The sequence below is a fragment of the Streptomyces sp. EDA2-14 genome, from assembly GCF_054963755.1.
The window spans coordinates 36,597-54,995 of sequence record NZ_JBUEGE010000013.1 but is presented as its reverse complement, the minus strand read 5'-3'; the positions used below and the strand labels follow the sequence as shown (position 1 = coordinate 54,995).

The 18,399-nt window shown below is 70.9% G+C and carries 17 protein-coding genes and 1 tRNA gene; 13 read left to right on the top strand and 5 right to left on the bottom strand.

Going from position 1 to position 18,399, the window contains the following annotated elements; genetic code table 11:
• The first annotated feature begins 246 nt into the window (after positions 1 to 246).
• From paaA to ACY34M_RS27070, 6 genes are all read left to right on the top strand, one after another.
• Positions 247 to 1,275, top strand: coding sequence for a 1,2-phenylacetyl-CoA epoxidase subunit PaaA (gene paaA, locus ACY34M_RS27095; protein ID WP_462723425.1), 1,029 nt, complete (start codon positions 247 to 249; stop codon positions 1,273 to 1,275).
• Positions 1,272 to 1,583 carry a 1,2-phenylacetyl-CoA epoxidase subunit PaaB gene (gene paaB / locus ACY34M_RS27090; RefSeq protein ID WP_426902765.1) on the top strand — a complete coding sequence of 104 codons (312 nt, stop codon included), beginning with the start codon at positions 1,272 to 1,274 and terminating at the stop codon, positions 1,581 to 1,583. The genes paaA and paaB overlap by 4 nt, the downstream gene beginning before the upstream one ends.
• Positions 1,580 to 2,320: a 1,2-phenylacetyl-CoA epoxidase subunit PaaC gene (gene paaC, locus ACY34M_RS27085; protein WP_462723426.1), complete on the top strand. Its 741-nt coding sequence runs from the start codon at positions 1,580 to 1,582 to the stop codon at positions 2,318 to 2,320. The genes paaB and paaC overlap by 4 nt, the downstream gene beginning before the upstream one ends.
• Positions 2,314 to 2,865, top strand: a complete 552-nt coding sequence (gene paaD / locus ACY34M_RS27080) for a 1,2-phenylacetyl-CoA epoxidase subunit PaaD (RefSeq protein WP_462723427.1) — start codon at positions 2,314 to 2,316, stop codon at positions 2,863 to 2,865. The genes paaC and paaD overlap by 7 nt, the downstream gene beginning before the upstream one ends.
• A complete protein-coding gene (gene paaE / locus ACY34M_RS27075) occupies positions 2,865 to 3,980 on the top strand; it encodes a 1,2-phenylacetyl-CoA epoxidase subunit PaaE (RefSeq protein WP_462723428.1) in 1,116 nt (371 codons plus the stop codon). Before paaD ends, paaE begins: the two co-directional genes overlap by 1 nt.
• Before the next feature lie 198 nt (positions 3,981 to 4,178).
• A complete protein-coding gene (locus ACY34M_RS27070; protein WP_462723429.1) occupies positions 4,179 to 5,333 on the top strand; it encodes an acyl-CoA dehydrogenase family protein in 1,155 nt (384 codons plus the stop codon).
• Positions 5,334 to 5,351: 18 nt separating this feature from the next.
• Here the strand turns inward: ACY34M_RS27070 and ACY34M_RS27065 are convergent, their stop codons facing one another.
• From ACY34M_RS27065 to ACY34M_RS27050, 4 genes are all read right to left on the bottom strand, one after another.
• Entirely contained in the window at positions 5,352 to 5,699 is a 348-nt protein-coding gene (locus ACY34M_RS27065) for a rhodanese-like domain-containing protein (RefSeq protein WP_462723430.1), read from the bottom strand.
• Between the two features lie 47 nt (positions 5,700 to 5,746).
• A complete protein-coding gene (locus ACY34M_RS27060; protein WP_462723431.1) occupies positions 5,747 to 6,745 on the bottom strand; it encodes a hypothetical protein in 999 nt (332 codons plus the stop codon).
• Between the two features lie 57 nt (positions 6,746 to 6,802).
• A complete protein-coding gene (locus tag ACY34M_RS27055; protein WP_462723487.1) occupies positions 6,803 to 8,245 on the bottom strand; it encodes a DUF2252 domain-containing protein in 1,443 nt (480 codons plus the stop codon).
• Between the two features lie 223 nt (positions 8,246 to 8,468).
• Entirely contained in the window at positions 8,469 to 8,858 is a 390-nt protein-coding gene (locus ACY34M_RS27050; RefSeq protein WP_462723488.1) for a winged helix-turn-helix transcriptional regulator, read from the bottom strand.
• A 149-nt stretch (positions 8,859 to 9,007) separates the two neighbouring features.
• Between ACY34M_RS27050 and ACY34M_RS27045 the strand changes: the two genes are divergently transcribed.
• The gene (locus ACY34M_RS27045) at positions 9,008 to 9,661 is read left to right on the top strand and encodes an FMN-dependent NADH-azoreductase (protein WP_462723432.1); all 654 of its coding nucleotides are present in this window, start codon (positions 9,008 to 9,010) and stop codon (positions 9,659 to 9,661) included.
• A gap of 136 nt (positions 9,662 to 9,797) precedes the next feature.
• On the opposite strand, the gene ACY34M_RS27040 is transcribed toward ACY34M_RS27045, so the two are convergent.
• Positions 9,798 to 9,881: transfer RNA gene (locus ACY34M_RS27040), tRNA-Leu, on the bottom strand.
• A gap of 343 nt (positions 9,882 to 10,224) precedes the next feature.
• On the opposite strand from ACY34M_RS27040, the gene ACY34M_RS27035 reads away from it, so the two are divergent.
• The 6 genes from ACY34M_RS27035 to pknB all read left to right on the top strand — a co-directional run bounded on the left by ACY34M_RS27035 (position 10,225) and on the right by pknB (position 18,397).
• Entirely contained in the window at positions 10,225 to 11,073 is an 849-nt protein-coding gene (locus ACY34M_RS27035; protein ID WP_462723433.1) for an FhaA domain-containing protein, read from the top strand.
• Positions 11,074 to 11,083: 10 nt separating this feature from the next.
• The gene (locus ACY34M_RS27030) at positions 11,084 to 11,605 is read left to right on the top strand and encodes an FHA domain-containing protein FhaB/FipA (protein ID WP_326022348.1); all 522 of its coding nucleotides are present in this window, start codon (positions 11,084 to 11,086) and stop codon (positions 11,603 to 11,605) included.
• Between the two features lie 158 nt (positions 11,606 to 11,763).
• On the top strand, positions 11,764 to 13,293 hold the full coding sequence (locus ACY34M_RS27025) for a Stp1/IreP family PP2C-type Ser/Thr phosphatase (RefSeq protein WP_462723434.1): 1,530 nt from the start codon (positions 11,764 to 11,766) through the stop codon (positions 13,291 to 13,293).
• 25 nt (positions 13,294 to 13,318) lie between these two features.
• Complete coding sequence (locus ACY34M_RS27020; protein ID WP_462723435.1) at positions 13,319 to 14,746, top strand: FtsW/RodA/SpoVE family cell cycle protein; 1,428 nt, start codon at positions 13,319 to 13,321, stop codon at positions 14,744 to 14,746.
• Complete coding sequence (locus ACY34M_RS27015) at positions 14,743 to 16,203, top strand: peptidoglycan D,D-transpeptidase FtsI family protein (protein ID WP_462723436.1); 1,461 nt, start codon at positions 14,743 to 14,745, stop codon at positions 16,201 to 16,203. The genes ACY34M_RS27020 and ACY34M_RS27015 overlap by 4 nt, the downstream gene beginning before the upstream one ends.
• Positions 16,204 to 16,402: 199 nt before the next feature.
• Positions 16,403 to 18,397 carry a Stk1 family PASTA domain-containing Ser/Thr kinase gene (gene pknB / locus ACY34M_RS27010; protein WP_462723437.1) on the top strand — a complete coding sequence of 665 codons (1,995 nt, stop codon included), beginning with the start codon at positions 16,403 to 16,405 and terminating at the stop codon, positions 18,395 to 18,397.
• Positions 18,398 to 18,399: the final 2 nt, after the last annotated feature.

Below are 18,399 nucleotides of genomic sequence, written 5' to 3'. Positions count from 1 at the left end.
CCGCCGCTCGGTGCCTGCGCGCCGAACCGATTCCGCGCCGTCGCTCCGCGAGGTGACGCACCGGAACCGTACTGGGGAGCGCCCGCACGGCACAGTCGTCCGGGGTTATCCACAGGCCGACTGCGCAGGGTTGACACCTTACGGCGCCGAGACCCACCATTGAATCCGACGAACCGAACGATCGGTCGGGAGCGGGTGAAGCCTCCGACCCGAGGTCGGGCACCCACAGGTCGAGGGGGACCGGGCATGGCGACAGCAACCCCGCACCACCACGCGGCCGGAGCACGGCCGGAGAAGGCCGCAGGCACCGCCGAGTCCGGCGACGCCGCGTTCCAGGCCGTGTTCGACGCGGCGGTGGCGGCGGACGAGCGCATCGAGCCCCGCGACTGGATGCCCGACGCCTACCGCGCCTCGCTCGTGCGCCAGATCGCCCAGCACGCCCACTCCGAGATCATCGGCATGCAGCCGGAGGCCAACTGGATCACGCGTGCCCCCTCGCTGCGCCGCAAGGCGATCCTGATGGCCAAGGTCCAGGACGAGGCGGGGCACGGCCTCTACCTCTACAGCGCGGCGGAAACCCTCGGCACCGGCCGCGACGAGCTGCTCGACAAGCTGCACAGCGGCCGCCAGAAGTACTCCTCGATCTTCAACTACCCGACGCTGACCTGGGCCGACGTCGGAGCGATCGGCTGGCTCGTGGACGGCGCGGCGATCACCAACCAGGTGCCGCTGTGCCGCTGCTCCTACGGACCGTACGCACGCGCGATGGTGCGCATCTGCAAGGAGGAGTCCTTCCACCAGCGTCAGGGGTACGAGCTGCTGCTCGCGCTCAGCCGCGGCACCGAGGCCCAGCACGCGATGGCGCAGGACGCGGTGGACCGCTGGTGGTGGCCGTCCCTGATGATGTTCGGCCCGCCCGACGACGAGTCGGCGCACTCCGCGCAGTCGATGCAGTGGAAGATCAAGCGCCACTCGAACGACGAGCTGCGCCAGCGCTTCGTGGACATCTGCGTCCCCCAGGCCGAGTCCCTCGGGCTCACGCTCCCCGACCCGGAGCTGAGGTGGAACGAGGAGCGGGGGCAGCACGACTTCGGCGCGATCGACTGGTCGGAGTTCAAGGCGGTCCTCAAGGGCAACGGACCGTGCAACGAACAGCGCATCACCCAGCGCAGGCGCGCCCACGACGAGGGCGCGTGGGTGCGCGAGGCCGCCGCGGCCCACGCGGCCAAGCACTCCACATCCAGCACGGACACGCGAGAAGGCAGGGCCGCATGAGCGACACCCCGAGCAGCGCCTCCGGCACCCCGGACTGGCCCCTGTGGGAGGTCTTCGTCCGCTCCCGCCGCGGCCTCTCCCACACGCACGCCGGGAGCCTGCACGCCCCGGACGCCGAGCTGGCGCTGCGCAACGCGCGGGACCTCTACACCCGCCGCGGCGAGGGCGTCTCCCTGTGGGTCGTGCCGTCCGCCGCGATCACCGCCTCCTCGCCGGACGAGAAGGACCCGTTCTTCGAGCCCGCCGCCGACAAGCCCTACCGGCACCCGACGTTCTACGAGATCCCGGAAGGGGTGAAGCACCTGTGACGCAGCCTCGTACGCACGAGACGACGGACACCGCGTCCGCCGCCGCCCTGGCCCTCGGCGACGACGCCCTGGTGCTCTCGCACCGCCTGGGGGAGTGGGCGGGGCACGCGCCGGTCCTCGAAGAAGAGGTGGCCCTCGCGAACATCGCCCTCGACCTGCTCGGCCAGGCCCGCGTCCTGCTGAGCCTGGTCGGCGACGAGGACGAGCTGGCGTACCTGCGCGAGGAGCGCGCGTTCCGCAATGTGCAGCTGGTCGAGCAGCCGAACGGGGACTTCGCCCACACCATCGCCCGGCAGCTCTGCTTCTCGGCCTACCAGCAGCTCCTCTACGCCCAACTGGCCGGCGGCGAGTCCGCGTTCGCTCCCCTGGCCGCCAAGGCGGTCAAGGAGGTCGCCTACCACCAGGACCACGCCCGGCAGTGGACGCTGCGCCTCGGCGACGGCACGGAGGAGAGCCACACCCGGATGCAGCGCGCGGTCGACGCGCTGTGGCGGTACACCGGCGAGCTGTTCCAGCCGGTCCCCGGCCTGGACGTCGACACACAGGACCTTCGGGCGGCCTGGACCACCACCGTCACCGACACGCTGCGCGAGGCGACGCTGACCGTTCCCGAAGGCCCGCAGCTCGGCGCCTGGAGCGCCGGGGCAGGCCGGCAGGGCCTGCACACCGAGTCCTTCGGCCGGATGCTCGCCGAGATGCAGCATCTGCACCGCAGCCATCCGGGGGCGTCATGGTGACCACGGCTGCCCGGGAGACCCCGCTCGAAGCCGAACTGCGCAGGCTGGCCGGGTCCGTGCCCGACCCCGAGCTGCCGGTCCTGAGCCTGGAGGAGCTGGGCGTGCTGCGGGCCGTGCACACGCGCGGGCCCGGCCGCGTGGAGGTCGAGCTGAGCCCCACGTACACGGGATGCCCCGCGATCGAGGCGATGTCGGCCGACATCGAGCGGGTGCTGCACGAGCACGGCTTCCCCGAGGTCACCGTCCGCCCGGTGCTCACCCCGGCCTGGTCGACGGACGACATCACGCCCGAAGGCCGCCGCAAGCTGCGGGAGTTCGGCATAGCGCCGCCCCGCACGACGCGCGCGCCCGCTGGCCCGGTGGCCGTGTCCCTCGGCCCGACCCGGCACGTGCCCGAACCGCCCCACCCCGTGGAAGCGATCACCTGCCCGCACTGCGGGTCGACGGAGACCGAGCTGCTGAGCCGGTTCTCCTCCACCGCCTGCAAGGCGCTGCGCCGCTGCCTGTCCTGCCGCGAACCCTTCGACCACTTCAAGGAGTTGTGATGGCGCACGAAGGCGGGCGGGCCCGCTTCCACCGGCTCCGTGTCGCGGCGGTCGACCGGCTCACCGACGACTCCGTGGCGCTGACCTTCGCCGTACCGCCGCAGCTGCGCGAGGCGTACCGCTTCACTCCCGGACAGCACCTCGCCCTGCGCCGCACCGTGGACGGCGCGGAGATCCGGCGGACGTACTCGATCTGCTCGACCTCCCCGGCCCACGAGGCGCCGGACAGCCTCCGCGTCGGCGTGCGCCTGGTCGACGCCGGCGCCTTCTCCACGTACGCGCACAAGGAGATCGCCGTCGACGACGAGCTGGAGGTGATGACCCCGGCCGGCCGCTTCACCCTCGACCCGGCCCCCGGTGCCGACACCGGCACCCCCGCCCCCGTGACCGGGCACTACGCGGCCGTGGTCGGCGGCAGCGGGATCACGCCGGTCCTGTCCATCGCGGGCACCCTCCTGGAGCGCGCGCCGCACGCGCGGTTCTGCCTCGTACGCAGCGACCGCAGCACCGCGTCGACGATGTTCCTGGAGGAGGTGGCCGACCTGAAGGACCGGTACCCGGACCGGTTCCAGCTGGTCACCGTGCTCTCCCGGGAGGAACAGCAGGCGGGCCTGGCGTCCGGCCGGCTCGACGAGGAGCGGCTCACCGCGCTCCTGCCCGCGTTGCTGCCGGTGGAGCGGGTGGCGGGCTGGTACCTGTGCGGGCCGTACGGGCTCGTGCAGTCGGCCGAGCGGTCCCTGCGCGCGCTCGGGGTCCGGCGCGGGCGCGTCCACGAGGAGATCTTCCACGTGGCCGCCGGTCCCTCGGCCCGCGACCGGGACGTCGCGCCGACGCCCGCGCACAGCACGGTGACGGCGCAGCTCGACGGCCGCTCGGGCAGCTGGCCCGTACAGGACGGCGAGTCCCTCCTGGAGACCGTGCTGCGCAACCGGCCGGACGCGCCGTACGCCTGCAAGGGCGGCGTCTGCGGGACCTGCCGCGCGTTCCTGGTCTCCGGATCGATCCGCATGGACCGGAACTTCGCGCTGGAGGCCGAGGAGACCGAGGCCGGCTATGTGCTGGCCTGCCAGTCCCACCCGACTACGGAGAAGGTGGAGCTGGACTTCGACCGCTGAGCCCGTCGCACTGTCGCCCCTTCGCCCCGCCGGGCCGTCGTACCGCCCGACCGCCCGACCGCCGGGCCGCCCGACCGCCGGGCCGCCCGACCGCCGGACCGCTCGACCGCACACTGTTCCCTTCTCGTAGAACCTGTTCTATCTTGACGCCCCGTCAGATCGCGGACGCGGTACGGGAGGAACGGGAGGAAAAGGCCAGTGGACTTCACCTTCTCCGAGGAGCAACAGGCGGCCGTCGAGGCGGCGAAAGCGGTGTTCGGACCGGTCGCGCCCGACGGCGTGCCCAGCCCCTCGCTCACCTCGGGTGCGGTCGCCGAGGACTTTGACCGCACCCTGTGGTCGAAGGCCGCCGACGCCGATCTGCTCAGCCTGCTGATCGATCCCGAGCACGGCGGAGCGGGACTCGACGCCATCGCGCTCTGCCTGGTGCTGCGCGAATCGGCGAAGGTCCTCGCCCGGATCCCGCTGCTCGAACACAGCGCGGCCGTCACGGCCGTACAGGCCCACGGCACAAAGGAGTTGCAGCAGGAGATCCTCGCCCGCGCCGCGCGCGGCGAGCTCGTGCTGACCGTCGCCTCGGCGGGCCGCACCGGACACGACCCGGCCGAACTCGCCGTCAGCGCACGCAAGGAGACCGAGTCCGGCCAGGACACCTGGGTGCTCGACGGGGTGCAGACGGCCGTGCCGTGGGCCTTCGGCGCCGACCTGATCCTCGTCCCGGCCCATGTGGGTGAGGGCGCGGCGGTGCTCGCGGTGGTCCCCGGACCGTTCGCCGACCGGCCGGGGCTCACCCTCGCCGAGCAGATCTCGACCACCGGCGAGCGCCAAGCCGAGCTGCGCCTGGACGGAGTGCGCGTCGAGCCACGGCACGTCATCGAGGACGCCGCGGCCTGGCCCCGCCTGCACGATCTGCTCGCCACCGGCACCTGTGCGCTCGCACTCGGCCTCGGCGAGGGCGTACTCAAGATGACCAGCGACTACGCGGGCAAGCGCGAGCAGTTCGGGTACCCCATCGCCACGTTCCAGGCCGTCGCCGTGCAGGCCGCCGACCGGTACATCGACCTGCGCGCCATGGAGGCCACCCTGTGGCAGGCGGCCTGGCGGATCAGCAGTGGAGCGAGCGGACCGCTACCGGTCGCGGGGGACGTGGCGGTCGCCAAGACCTGGGCGTCCGACGGCGTACGACGCGTCGTGCAGACCGCGCAGCACCTGCACGGCGGCTTCGGCGCGGACACGGACTACCCGCTGCACCGCTATCACGCGTGGGCCAAGCACCTGGAGCTGTCGCTCGGCCCGGCCGCCGCCCACGAGGAGGCACTCGGCGACCTGCTCGCCGCGCACCCCCTGGGGTAAGGCTCAGGCCATGAAGGCTCAGGCCACCGCGCCCGGCTGCCCGTTGTCGTCCACGACGGGGCGGCCGGCCGCCTCCCACGCCTGCATGCCACCGGCGACGTTCACCGCGTCGACGCCCTGCTGCGCCAGGTACATCGTCACCTGCGCGGAGCGGCCGCCGGAGCGGCAGATCACGTTGACGCGGCCGTCCTGCGGGGCCGCCTCGGTCAGCTCGCCGTAGCGCGCGACGAATTCGCTCATCGGAATGTGCAGCGCGCCCGCGGCGTGGCCCGCCTGCCACTCGTCGTCCTCACGGACGTCGAGGAGGAAGTCCTCTTCCTTGAGCTCGTCGACACCGACCGTGGGCACACCAGAACCGAAAACCATGCCCCCGACGCTACCCTCTCGGGCCACGGGCCACGGCACCGCCGGCTTCAGGACGCGGTCAGGCGCTCCAGCTCGGCCTCCTGCTCGGCGACCTGCGCCAGCAGCTTCTCGGCGATCTCGTCGAGCAGTGCGTCCGGGTCCTCGGGAGCCATCCGCAGCATCGAGCCGATCGCGCTCTCCTCGAGCTCCTTCGCCGCCGCCGTGAGCAGCTCCTTGCGCTGCGCCAGCCACTCGAGGCGGGCGTACAGCTCCTCGCTCTCGGTCGGCTGCTGCTCGGGCGGCACGGGGCCCGCGTCCCACTCCGCGGCCAGCTCGCGCAGCAACGCCGCGTCGCCACGGCCGTACGCCGCGTTCACCCGCGAGATGAACTCGTCGCGCCGCTCCCGCTCCCGCTCGTCCTGCGCCAGGTCCGGGTGCGCCTTGCGGGCCAGCTCGCGGTAGAGCTTGCGCGCCTCCTCGCTGGGCCGCACCCGCTGCGGCGGCCGCACCGGCTGATCGGTCAGCATCGCGGTGGCCTCGGGGAACAGGCCGTCCCCGTCCATCCACCCGTGGAACAGCTCCTCGACGCCCGGCATCGGCATGACCCGCGACCGCGCCTCGTCGGCCCTGCGGCGGTCCTCGGGGTCACCGCTGCGGGCCGCCTTCGCCTCGGCGATCAGCGCCTCCAGCTCGTCGAGCCTGGTGTACATCGGCCCGAGCTTCTGGTGGTGCAGCCGCGAGAAGTTCTCCACCTCGACCCGGAAGGTCTCCACGGCGATCTCGAACTCGATCAAGGCCTGCTCGGCAGCGCGCACGGCACGCTCGAGGCGCTCCTCGGGCCGCGCCTCGGCCTGCACCGCAGCCGGCTCCTCGGCCCGCTCGCCGGCCCGCTCATCGGCCGCCGCGGCGGCCTGCTCCTCGGCCTGCGCCTCGGCCTGCGCCTCGGCCTGCGCCTCGCGCCGCTCTTCGGCCCGCTCGCTGAGGCGCTCCTTCAGGCGGTCCTTGAGGTGCTGCCGAGGCTGCTCCTCCGGCTGCCCTGCCACATCGTCGGTCTCCGGGGTCGTCACCCGACCAGCGTAGGGCACGGGGTCGGCCGCCCCGGCACTGCGGAGCGGCCCCTTCCGCTAGACGCCCGCCTCGGCCGCCACCCGTCCCTCGCGCACGGCCCGCACCAGCGCCCCGTGATCGGCCTCGGTCCGGTCCGCGTACGCGACGGCGAACGCGGCGACCGCCTCGTCCAGCTCCTCGTTCTTTCCGCAGTAACCGGCGACGAGCCGCGGGTCGGCGCTGTGCGCGTGGGCGCGGGCGAGCAGGGCGCCGGTCATCCGGGCGTAGTCGTCGATCTGGTCGGCGGCCAGGGCGGCCGGGTCGACGCTGCCCTTGCGGTTCCTGAACTGCCGCACCTGGAAGGGCCGTTCGTCGACCGTGGTCCACCCGAGCAGGATGTCGCTGACGACCTGCATCCGCTTCTGCCCGAGCACCACGCGCCGGCCCTCGTGCTCGACGGGATCCGCCGCGAACCCGGCCGTCGGCAGGTGCGGCAGCAGCGCCGACGGCCGCGCCTCCTTCACCTGCAGTACGAGCGGCTCGCCCCGGTGGTCGAGGAGCAGCACCACATAGGAGCGGGTGCCCACGCTGCCGGTGCCGACGACGCGGAACGCCACGTCGTGGATCGCGTACCGCCCGAGCAGCGGCAGCCGGTCCGCGGACAGCGTGTCCAGATACGGCCCCAGCGCGCTCGCGACGGCCGCGGCCTCCTCGTCGGGCACCGAGCGCAGCACCGGGGGCGCGTCCACGAACCGCCGCCCGCCGCCGTCCACCGCGGCCGTGGACTTGGCGGCGAATCGTCCGCTGGTGTTCCTGCTGGCCTTCTCGGAGACCCGCTCCAGGGTGCCGAGCAGGTCGCGGGCGTTGGCGTGGGAGACCAGTTCCTCGTCCGCGATCGCGTTCCACGCCTCCAGGGCGGGGAGTTTCGCGAGGAGCCGCATGGTGCGCCGGTAGGCGCCGACGGCGTCGTGCGCCGCTTCCTCGCAGGTGTCCTCGTCGGCCCCGGCCTCCCGGCCGGCGAGCACGAGCGACGTGGCGAGCCGCTTCAGGTCCCATTCCCAGGGGCCGTGGACCGTCTCGTCGAAATCGTTCAGGTCGATGACGAGGCCGCCGCGCGCGTCCGCGTACAGGCCGAAGTTGGCCGCGTGCGCGTCACCGCAGATCTGGGCGCCGATGCCGGTCACCGGGGTGCGCGCGAGGTCGTACGCCATCAGTCCCGCGGAGCCGCGCAGGAACGCGAAGGGGTTGGCGGCCATGCGGCCGACCCGGATCGGGGTCAGCTCGGGGATCCGGCCGCGGTTGGACTCCTCGACCGCGGCCACTCCGTCGGGCCGGTCCGCGCCGGGCTCGAACTCCCGGTGCGCGCTCCGGGGCACCGCCCCGCGCAGCTCCTTGCCGGCCGCCTTGGGCGAGCCGTCCGGCCCCGCCGAAGCCGCCGCGAATCCCGGCACCTTCGGCAGCCGCCGCGCCCCGGCCCCGCCGCCGGATTCCGGTGCCCCGCCCTGCCGCGGCACCGCCACGTGATCCGATCCGCCCACGACCGATCGCCTCCCCCGCCCCGAACCTCGTATCTGACCGGTCACGACCGTACCGCCGGGCCGAAAAACCCGTCAGGGCCTGTGGAAAACCCTCAGCACGTGCACAACTCGATCACTCCGCGAGGCCCCACTTCCGGCACCCGCACGGGAACGTCACGTCCGGCACCCGCGCGGGAACGCCAGTCCCGACCCCCGCGCGGGAACGTCACTTCCGAAACTCCTCCGGACACGTCCCGCCCTCGGCCCCCAGATACGTCCCGGCCCAGTCCCCCAGCTCCTGCAGCGCGGGCTGCAGCGCGGCGCCCGCCGCCGAGAGCCGGTACGAGACGCGCAGCGGCGGCCCCTCGTCGACCTGCCGCACGACGAGACCGGCCGCGCCGAGCTCGGTCAGCCGGTCGGAGAGCATCCGTTCGCTGATGCCGGGGATGGCCCTGCGCAGATCCGCGAAGTGCCGCTGTCCGCCCATCAGGACGGACACGATCAGCCCCGTCCAGCGCTTGCCCAGCAGTCCGAAGACGCGCGTCATGCCGATGTCGACCGTCGAACACCTCTGGGGTTCGTGGGTCGCGGCGGCTCCCGCGCACGCCTCACTCATGTCTTCCCCGCTGCCCACCATGCCTCCAGGGTACTGCGTTCACGTACGGGGGTAAAAAAAGGTAAGCCCCTGTGCTATTACTAGTTACATACTCAATTACCGCGCCCTCAACCCCGACAGGGCGCCTTCAACCCTCACGGGAGAGCACCATGGCCACCCTGCTGCACATCGACTCCTCCGTCTTCGACGGCCAGGCCTCCGCCTCGCGCGCCGTCACCAACGCCTTCCGCAAGGCCTGGGAGGAGCAGCACCCGGAGGGCACCGTCGTCTACCGCGACCTGGCCGCGAACCCGGTGCCGCACATCACCGCCGACGCCCACCTCGCCGGCTTCGTCCCCGCCGACGCCCACACCCCGGAGCAGGCCGCCGTCTTCGCCGAGCGCATCAAGCTCATCGAGGAGCTGGAGCAGGCGGACGCCGTCCTGATCGGCGCCCCGATGTACAACTTCTCGATCCCGTCGACGCTGAAGGCGTGGCTGGACAACGTGATCCTGATGGGCCGCACCTCGGGCCCCGAGACCCAGTCCGCCAAGGGCACCCCGGTCACCGTCGTCGCCAGCCGCGGCGGCTCCTACGCGCCGGGCACCCCGCGCGAGGGCTTCGAGTACGTGCAGAACTTCCTGGGCGCGGCCCTGCGCGACGGCCTCGGCCTCGACCTGGACTTCATCGTCCCGGAGCTGACCATGGCCCCGCAGAACCCGGCGATGGCCGAGCTGGTCCCGCTCTACGAGGCCTCCCGTGACAAGGCTCTCGCCGACGCCGAGGAGAAGGGCAAGGCGCTCGCCACCCGCTTCGCCGCCTGAGCAGTACCCAGCAGCGCTGAACTGCACTGACGTGACATAACCCACAGGGCCCCGCCCTGTGGGTCATGCGCGTCGCACCTGCCCGTAGGCAACGCAAAAGCCCCGCAGATCCGAAGATCTGCGGGGCTTTTCGCTGTGCGCGAGGGGGGAGTTGAACCCCCACGCCCTTTCGGGCACTGGAACCTGAATCCAGCGCGTCTGCCTATTCCGCCACCCGCGCATTGGGTGTGTCTTCCGGCTCCTTCGCCCTTGTGGGCCCGGCGCCTTCCGACGAACAAAACATTAGCACGCTGCGGAGGGTGGATTCACATCCGTTCCCGCGGCCTCCCACGGGGCACCCGAGGTGAGGGAGACCGGGATCGCCCACGGTCCACAGCCGCGTACGGGACACTGGCTGTGGGCCACCTCTACGATCCCCAGTACAAGGGGCCCCGTCGAGGGGCTGTGAGCGTCGACACTCATCGAGCAGGCGGACAGGGGGAACCAGCCGATTTCCCGACGCGTGGATACGATCAGTAAGCAGTACCAAGTAGGCAGGACGGCAACGAAGGAGGAGGTGCCTCATGGGAGTCCTGAAGAAGTTTGAACAGCGCCTCGAGGGGCTGGTCAACGGCACCTTCGCCAAGGTCTTCAAGTCCGAGGTGCAGCCGGTCGAGATCGCCGGAGCGCTGCAGCGCGAGTGCGACAACAACGCGACGATCTGGAACCGGGACCGCACCGTCGTCCCCAATGACTTCATCGTGGAGCTCAGCGCGCCCGACTACGAGCGCCTGAGCCCCTACTCGGGCCAGCTCGGCGACGAGCTGTCCGGGATGGTGCGCGACTACGCGAAGCAGCAGCGCTACAGCTTCATGGGCCCCATCAAGGTGCACCTGGAGAAGGCGGACGACCTGGACACGGGTCTGTACCGGGTACGCAGCCGCACCCTCGCGTCGTCCACCAGCCAGGAGCGCCCCCAGCGCCCCGCACCGGCCGCCCGGCCCAACCAGGCGCCCGGTGGCTACGGATACCCGCAGCCCACGGCGGCCCCGCCGATGCCCTCGGCACCGCCGCCGGGCCGCCCGGCGCAGGCCCCGGCGGCGCACGGGGCACAGGGACAGGAGCCCGACGCGGGCCCGCTGCCCGGTGCCCGCACGCGCCACTGGATCGAGATCAATGGCACACGCCACCAGATCTCGCGCTCCACCCTCGTGCTCGGTCGGTCCACCGAGGCCGACGTGCGGATCGACGACCCCGGCGTATCGCGCCGGCACTGCGAGATCCGGACCGGAACGCCCTCGACGATCCAGGATCTCGGATCCACCAACGGCATCGTGGTGGACGGGCAGCACACCACCCGCGCTACGCTCCGCGACGGCTCGCGGATCGTCGTGGGCCAAACCACCATCGTTTTCCGGCAAGCCGAAGGGTGAAGCGGGGGCAATGTCAGAGCTGACCCTGACGGTCATGCGGCTGGGTTTCCTGGCCGTTCTGTGGCTGTTCGTGATCGTGGCCGTCCAGGTCATCCGCAGCGACCTGTTCGGTACGCGCGTCACCGCACGCGGCTCGCGCCGTGAGAGCGGGCGCTCGCAACAGGCCGCGCGCCAGGCCGCCGCGCCTCCGCAGCAGCGGCAGCAACAGCAGGGGGGCGGTGGCCGTCAGCGGCGCGGCGCCCCCACCAAGTTGGTCGTCTCCGAAGGCACGCTCACCGGTACGACGGTGGCGCTCCAGGGGCAGACGATCACGCTCGGCCGTGCGCACGACAGCACGATCGTGCTGGACGACGACTACGCGTCGAGCCGGCATGCCAGGATCTACCCGGACCGGGACGGCCAGTGGATCGTCGAGGATCTCGGGTCCACCAACGGCACGTATCTCGACCGGACCCGCCTCACGACACCCCAGCCGATCCCGCTGGGCGCGCCGATCCGCATCGGCAAGACCGTCATCGAGCTGCGGAAGTAGTGCTACGTCATGAATGAGCGCGAGCGGAGCGAGCGGGCCGACGCGGACGCCCGGGGCGCGGCCGCCCCGGACACCGGCGCGCTCCCGACCGGAGGGTGGGCAGTGTGGTTCGACACGACCGGCTGTACCCGGAGTCTGAGCCAGCTGGGCAGGTGCGCATGAGCCTGTCACTGCGCTTCGCCGCCGGATCACACAAAGGCATGATCCGCGAGGGCAACGAGGACTCCGGTTACGCCGGTCCCCGGCTGCTCGCGATCGCCGACGGCATGGGCGGCCAGGCCGCCGGTGAGGTCGCCTCCTCCGAGGTGATCTCCACCATCGTCGCGCTCGACGACGACGTGCCCGGCTCGGACATCCTCACCTCGCTCGGCACCGCCGTACAGCGGGCCAACGACCAGCTGCGCATGATGGTCGAGGAGGACCCCCAGCTCGAGGGCATGGGGACGACCCTGACCGCGCTGCTGTGGACGGGCCAGCGGCTCGGCCTCGTACACGTGGGCGACTCGCGCGCCTACCTGCTGCGCGACGGCGTGCTGACGCAGATCACCCAGGACCACACGTGGGTGCAGCGCCTCGTCGACGAGGGCCGCATCACCGAAGAGGAAGCCACCACGCACCCGCAGCGCTCGCTGCTGATGCGCGCGCTGGGCAGCGGCGACCACGTCGAGCCCGACCTCTCCATCCGTGAGGTCCGGGCCGGCGACCGGTATCTGATCTGCTCCGACGGCCTGTCCGGCGTCGTCTCCCACCAGACGATGGAGGAGACCCTCGCCAGCTACCAGGGCCCGCAGGAGACGGTCCAGGACCTGATCCAGCTGGCGCTGCGCGGCGGCGGACCCGACAACATCACCGTGATCGTCGCGGACGTCCTCGACATCGACAGCGGGGACACCCTCGCCGGTCACCTCTCGGACGCCCCCGTGGTCGTCGGCGCCGTCGCCGAGAACCAGCAGGCGCTGCAGGACGGCAGCGCGATGGAGACCCCCGCGGGCCGCGCCGCCGGACTGGGCCGCCAGGCCTCCGGCGGATCCCCCGCGGGTGGCGGCGACTTCGGCCCGCCGGACAACGGCGCCGTGGAAGGCTTCTCCTACTCGGACGAGGACTTCGTGAAGCCGCGGCCGCGCCGCAAGTGGCTCAAGAGATCCCTGTACACGGTGCTGGCGCTGGCCGTCATCGCCGGCGGGCTCTACGGCGGCTACCGCTGGACGCAGACGCAGTACTACGTGGGCACCAACGAGGAGCACGTGGCGCTGTACCGCGGGATCAGCCAGGATCTCGCCTGGGTGAGCCTGTCCGACGTGGAGAAGGACCACCCGGAGATCCAGCTCAAGTACCTGCCGCCGTACCAGCGCAAGCAGGTCGACGCGACCATCGCCGAAGGCGACCTGGCAGCAGCCCAGGACAAGATCCAGGAACTGTCCGCGCAGGCCGTCGCATGCGAGAAGCAGGCCGCACGGGACAAGGCCGAGAACGAGAAGAACGCGAAGACCGGTGAGGGCGAGGCCGGCGGAACCTCCACGGGAGGCACGGCGTCCAAGGCGTCGTACCGCACCGCCACACCCACGCCGAACCCGTCGGACCCGTCTTCGTCGCCGTCCGGCAAGTCCAAGACCTCTCCCACGCCCACCCCTGGCCCCACTCTCTCCGAGGAAGAGCAGCAGCTGGCCAAGGCGTGCGCGCAGCAGTAGAAGCCGTTGGGGGCCTCAGCACGCCATGAGTAGTAACTCCACGACCCATACGTCGACCATTGGAGCGATCGGAGCACCCAGCCGGCGCAACACCGAGCTGGCACTGCTCGTGTTCGCCGTGATCATCCCGGTGTTCGCGTACGCCAATGTCGGCCTCGCCCTCGACGGCGAGGTCCCCGCGGGCCTGCTCGGCTACGGGCTCGGCCTCGGCCTGCTCGCGGGCGTCGCCCACATCGTCGTACGGAAGTTCGCGGCGTACTCGGACCCGCTGATGCTGCCGCTGGCCACGCTGCTCAACGGCCTCGGTCTGGTCGTCATCTGGCGGCTCGACCAGTCCAAGCTGCTGCAGTCGATCGACCAGGCGGGCGACGCGGCACCGAAGCAGCTGATGTACACGGCGATGGGCATCGCGCTCTTCGTCGTCGTACTGATCTTCCTCAAGGACCACCGCGTCCTGCAGCGCTACACCTACATCTCCATGCTCGGCGCCGTGGTCCTGCTGCTGCTCCCGCTGGTTCCGGGCCTCGGCAAGAACATCTTCGGCGCGCGCATCTGGATCAACATCGGCGGCTTCTCCATCCAGCCCGGTGAGTTCGCGAAGATCGTCCTCGCGATCTTCTTCGCCGGCTACCTGATGGTGAAGCGGGACGCCCTGGCGCTCGCCTCGCGCCGCTTCATGGGCCTGTACCTGCCGCGCGGCCGCGACCTCGGACCGATCCTCGTGGTCTGGGGAATCTCGATCCTCATCCTGGTCTTCGAGACCGACCTCGGTACGTCGCTGCTGTTCTTCGGAATGTTCGTCATCATGCTGTACGTCGCCACCGAGCGGACCAGCTGGATCGTCTTCGGTCTGCTGATGTCCGCGGTCGGCGCCGTCGGTGTGGCCACGTTCGAGCCGCACATCCAGCAGCGCGTCGACGCCTGGCTCGACCCGATGAAGGAGTACATGCTCAGCCGCCAGGGCGTGGCCGGGCACTCCGAGCAGGCGATGCAGGCGCTGTGGGCCTTCGGCTCCGGCGGCACCCTCGGCACCGGCTGGGGCCAAGGCCACTCCGAGCTGATCCGCTTCGCCGCGAACTCCGACTTCATCCTCGCCACCTTCGGCGAGGAGCTGGGCCTGGCAGGCCTGATGGCGCTGCTGCTGATCTACGCACTGATCGTGGAGCGCGGCGTGCGCACGGCGCTCGCGGCCCGCGACCCCTTCGGCAAGCTGCTCGCCGTCGGCCTGTCCGGCGCCTTCGCGCTGCAGGTCTTCGTCGTCGCGGGCGGTGTCATGGGGCTCATCCCGCTGACGGGTATGACGATGCCGTTCCTCGCGTACGGCGGTTCCTCGGTCATCGCCAACTGGGCGCTCATCGGGATCCTGATCCGGATCAGCGACACCGCGCGGCGGCCCGCCCCGAGCCCCACGCCAAGTCCCGACGCCGAGATGACCCAGGTGGTCCGACCGTGAACAAGCCCCTGCGCCGTATCGCGATCTTCTGCGGCCTCCTGATCCTGGGCCTCCTGATCCGCGACAACTGGCTCCAGTACGTGAAGGCCGACTCGCTCGCCTCCGACAAGGAGAACCGTCGCGTCGCCATCGAGCGGTACTCGACGCCGCGCGGCGACATCATCGTCGACGGCAAGTCGATCACCGGTTCCAAGGCGACCACCGGCACCGACCTGAAGTACAAGCGCACCTGGAAGGACGGGCCCATGTGGTCGCCCGTCACCGGCTACGCCTCGCAGGTCGTCGGCGCCAGCCAGATCGAGAACCTCGAGGACGGCATCCTCAGCGGCAACGACGACCGCCTCTTCTTCCGCAACACCCTCGACATGATCACGGGCAAGCAGAAGGAGGGCGGCAACGTCGTCACCACCCTCAACGCCGACGCGCAGAAGGCCGCCTACGACGGCCTGAAGAACCGCGGCAAGGGTGCCGTCGCCGCCATCGAGCCGTCCACCGGCAAGATCCTCGCGCTCGCGTCCACCCCGTCGTACGACCCGTCGGCCTTCGCCGGGAACTCGACCGACGACGGCAAGACGTTCCAGCAGCTCGACAAGGACAAGGACAAGCCGCTCCTGAACCGCGCGCTGCGCGAGACGTACCCGCCGGGTTCGACGTTCAAGCTGGTGACGGCCGCGGCCGCGCTGGAGAGCGGGAACTACGACCCGGACAAGGCGACGGACACCCCGCTGCCGTGGATCATGCCGGGCACCACGACGCCGCTGAAGAACGAGGGCAACATCCCTTGTAAGAACGCGACGCTGCGGAACGCCCTGAAGGTCTCCTGCAACACCGTCTTCGGCAAGATCGGCTCGGACCTCGGCAACGACGCGATGCTCGAGGAGGCCAACAAGTTCGGCTTCAACAAGGAGCAGTTCATCCCGGTCCGCTCGAACAAGTCGGTGTTCTCCGACGACATGAACAAGTCGGAGACCGCGCTCTCCTCCATCGGCCAGTTCAACACCGCCACGACGCCGCTCCAGATGGCCATGGTCGCCTCGGCCATCGCCAACGACGGCAAGCTCATGGAGCCGTACATGGTGGACGAGCTGAAGGCCCCGAACCTCGACACCATCGAGAAGACGGACCCGAAGGAGATGAGCCGCCCGCTCTCCGAGGAGAACGCGACGAAGCTCCAGTCGATGATGGAGACGGTCGTCAACGACGGCACCGGCTCAAACGCCAAGATCCCGAACGTCACCGTCGGCGGCAAGACCGGTACCGCCCAGCACGGTGTCGACAACAGCGAGAAGCCGTACGCCTGGTTCGTCTCCTACGCCAAGACCAGCTCCGGTTCGCCGGTCGCCGTGGCCGTGGTGGTCGAGGACGGCAGCGCGAACCGCGACGACATCTCCGGTGGCGGCCTGGCCGCCCCGATCGCGCGGGACGTGATGAAGGCGGTCGTGGACAGCAAGCAGTGAGCCGGCGGAACTCGGATTCACCACTCCTTGTGAGCCCGGTCACTCGTTGTTCACATAGATGCACGTGGCGATACCGGTCCTGTCACGGGTCACGGTGGTGGCCAGGTCACGTTGAGCGAGCCGGGTACCGTATGGCCCGGACAGCACACCGCCCGACCCGCACGGGACGGTCGGGACCGACGGAGAGGGCTGGTAGGTAATGGAAGAGCCGCGTCGCCTCGGCGGCCGGTACGAGCTGGGCCAGGTGCTCGGCCGTGGTGGCATGGCGGAGGTCTATCTCGCCCATGACACCCGGCTCGGCCGCACCGTGGCGGTGAAGACGCTGCGGGTGGACCTCGCGCGCGACCCGTCGTTCCAGGCCCGGTTCCGCCGGGAGGCCCAGTCGGCCGCCTCGCTCAACCATCCCGCGATCGTGGCGGTGTACGACACGGGCGAGGACTACGTCGACCAGGTCTCCATCCCGTACATCGTGATGGAGTACGTCGACGGATCCACCCTCCGTGAGCTGCTGCACTCCGGCCGCAAGCTGCTGCCCGAGCGCGCCATGGAGATGACCGTCGGCATCCTCCAGGCCCTGGAGTACTCGCACCGGGCGGGCATCGTCCACCGCGACATCAAGCCGGCCAACGTCATGCTGACCCGCAACGGTCAGGTGAAGGTCATGGACTTCGGCATCGCCCGGGCCATGGGCGACGCCGGCATGACGATGACGCAGACCGCGGCGGTCATCGGCACCGCGCAGTACCTCTCGCCCGAGCAGGCCAAGGGCGAGCAGGTCGACGCGCGCTCCGACCTGTACTCGACGGGCTGCCTGCTGTACGAGCTGCTGACCGTGCGGCCGCCGTTCGTCGGCGACTCCCCGGTCGCCGTGGCGTACCAGCACGTCCGCGAGGAGGCCCAGGCCCCGTCGGTCTTCGACTCCGAGATCACGCCCGAGATGGACGCCATCGTCCTCAAGGCGCTGACCAAGGACCCCGACTACCGCTACCAGTCGGCCGACGAGATGCGCGCCGACATCGAGGCCTGCCTCGACGGCCAGCCCGTCGCCGCCACCGCCGCCATGGGCGCGGTCGGCTACGGCGGGGGCCACCCCGACGACCAGCAGACCGCGATGCTGCGCCCGCAGAACGGCGCGGGCCAGACGTCGATGCTGCCGCCGACCAACCCGGACGACGGGGGCTACGGCTACGACGAGCGGGCCGACCGGCGCAGGCAGGGCAAGAACCGCACGTCGACGATCTTCCTCGTCCTGGCGGGCATCCTGGTGCTCGTCGGCGCCATCCTGATCGGCCGGGAGATCTTCGGCAGCTCAGGCGCCGGCAACGAGTCGTTCAAGGCCCCGAACTTCGTCGGCAAGACGGTCTCCGAGGCCAAGCAGATGGCCGAGAACCGCGACCTCACGCTGGACTCCAGCAAGTCGGGCCCCTGCGAGGACTACCCCAAGGGCCAGATCTGCTCGCAGAACCCGAAGTCCGGCACCGAGGTCAGCAAGAACGACACGGTCACGGTGTCGGTCTCGACGGGCGCGCCCAAGATCTCCATCCCGGACGTCACGGGCCTCTCCTACGACGAGGCACTCTCCGAGCTGAACAACAAGGGCTTCGACAACGTCCAGAAGACCACCGAGGAGTCCGAGCGGACGCCCGGCACGGTGACCAAGCAGGACCCCTCGAGCGGCAAGGTCGAGAAGGGCACCGAGATCACCCTGACCGTCGCCAAGAAGAAGTCCCTCGTCACCGTCCCGAACGTGGCCGGCGGCAACCTCTCCTGCGACGAGGCCACCAAGCAGCTCGAGGACAGCAAGCTCCAGGCGACCTGCACCGAAGAGGAGAGCACCGCGGCCGAGCCCGGCAAGGTCTTCGCCCAGAGCCTCCAGGCGAACAGCCAGGCGGAGCCCGGCTCCACCGTCACGCTGAAGGTCGCCAAGGAGGGCGCGCAGACGCCGGTCCCGAACGTGGTCGGCCAGAAGGTGAAGGACGCCAAGAAGATCCTGGACGACGCCGGGTTCAAGAACGTCCAGTTCGCCGACGGCGCCGACCAGGGCGACGACGCCCGTGTCATCACCCAGGACCCGGCGGCCAACACCGCGTCCGACCCGGAGAACACCACGGTCACCCTGACCACGATCGGTGGGAACGGGGACAACGGCGGGAACGACAACGGCGGCATCTTCGGAGGCAACCTCGGAGGCTGACG

What these genes read in the sequence shown, in the direction of transcription:
- paaA (WP_462723425.1), top strand. Translation starts at nt 247, where the DNA reads ATGGCGACAGCAACCCCGCACCACCACGCGGCCGGAGCACGGCCGGAG.
- paaB (WP_426902765.1), top strand. Translation starts at nt 1,272, where the DNA reads ATGAGCGACACCCCGAGCAGCGCCTCCGGCACCCCGGACTGGCCCCTG.
- paaD (WP_462723427.1), top strand. Translation starts at nt 2,314, where the DNA reads ATGGTGACCACGGCTGCCCGGGAGACCCCGCTCGAAGCCGAACTGCGC.
- paaE (WP_462723428.1), top strand. Translation starts at nt 2,865, where the DNA reads ATGGCGCACGAAGGCGGGCGGGCCCGCTTCCACCGGCTCCGTGTCGCG.
- ACY34M_RS27065 (WP_462723430.1), bottom strand. Translation starts at nt 5,699, where the DNA reads ATGGTTTTCGGTTCTGGTGTGCCCACGGTCGGTGTCGACGAGCTCAAG.
- ACY34M_RS27050 (WP_462723488.1), bottom strand. Translation starts at nt 8,858, where the DNA reads ATGAGTGAGGCGTGCGCGGGAGCCGCCGCGACCCACGAACCCCAGAGG.
- ACY34M_RS27045 (WP_462723432.1), top strand. Translation starts at nt 9,008, where the DNA reads ATGGCCACCCTGCTGCACATCGACTCCTCCGTCTTCGACGGCCAGGCC.
- ACY34M_RS27035 (WP_462723433.1), top strand. Translation starts at nt 10,225, where the DNA reads ATGGGAGTCCTGAAGAAGTTTGAACAGCGCCTCGAGGGGCTGGTCAAC.
- ACY34M_RS27030 (WP_326022348.1), top strand. Translation starts at nt 11,084, where the DNA reads ATGTCAGAGCTGACCCTGACGGTCATGCGGCTGGGTTTCCTGGCCGTT.
- ACY34M_RS27025 (WP_462723434.1), top strand. Translation starts at nt 11,764, where the DNA reads ATGAGCCTGTCACTGCGCTTCGCCGCCGGATCACACAAAGGCATGATC.
- ACY34M_RS27020 (WP_462723435.1), top strand. Translation starts at nt 13,319, where the DNA reads ATGAGTAGTAACTCCACGACCCATACGTCGACCATTGGAGCGATCGGA.
- pknB (WP_462723437.1), top strand. Translation starts at nt 16,403, where the DNA reads ATGGAAGAGCCGCGTCGCCTCGGCGGCCGGTACGAGCTGGGCCAGGTG.